This is a genomic window from Aminobacter sp. P4_D5 (assembly GCF_056401815.1).
In genome coordinates this window covers 1-756 of record NZ_JBFUIP010000626.1, presented here as the reverse complement: position 1 = coordinate 756, position 756 = coordinate 1, and the positions used below count along the sequence as shown (strand labels likewise).

General features: G+C 64.2%; 1 protein-coding gene. It reads left to right on the top strand.

Translation table 11 applies throughout. From position 1 onward, the window contains the following. A partial coding sequence (locus AC1DWF_RS33950) for an FkbM family methyltransferase (RefSeq protein WP_476842884.1) occupies positions 1-615 on the top strand: 615 nt, incomplete at its 5' end. Between the last annotated feature and the right edge of the window lie 141 nt (positions 616-756).

Below are 756 nucleotides of genomic sequence, written 5' to 3'. Positions count from 1 at the left end.
GTACTCGCCGGCCGCGTTGCCCGGGCGAAAGTCATCGCGATCGAACCTGTGCCCGCGACCTATGCCAAGCTTCGTCGCAACCTGCGTCTCAACGACATCGAGGGCGCTGACGTGGAGGCCCTGAACGTCGGCTTGGCGGAGCAGTCGGGCCTTTTGCATTTTACTGCGACCAGAGGTGGCCTCAACCATGTTCAATCGGAGCACGTTGCCGAGGATTACGGGAACGTCGTCAGGGTGGAGGTGCGCACCCTCGACGAGGTCTTGGCGGGTCGCTCACCCGTGGCGATGAAGATCGACGTCGAGGGATACGAGATGCACGTGCTTCGGGGGGCCGGCCAGGCGCTATTATGCCCGGACCTGAAGGCCGTGGTCGTGGAGCTGAATGGCAGCGGCGGCCGGTACGGGCACAGTGATTTGCAAGTCCACGAAGTCCTCACGGGCGTCGGCTTCGTGCCCCATGACTACGACCCGGAGCGCCGCAAGCTCTCACCCCGGCAAGGCTACAACCAGGATGGCTTCAACACTCTCTACGTCCGTACCGTTGAAGGCGACTGGGTTGCGGAAAGCGTCGCGCTAGCGCCGAAGGTTGGGTTGCGCGACGGCCGGTCATACTAGCAGACAGCTGAAGACCGGTGGCGGCGGCGCGCTTTCCAGCAGCGCGCCAGACCAGTGAGCTCAGCTGCGCGCTGCTTCGGTAGCCTTCACGCTTGACCGGAAGTGGCCCTGCTGTCTGGTCCTCTGTGGTCGACACCCGGA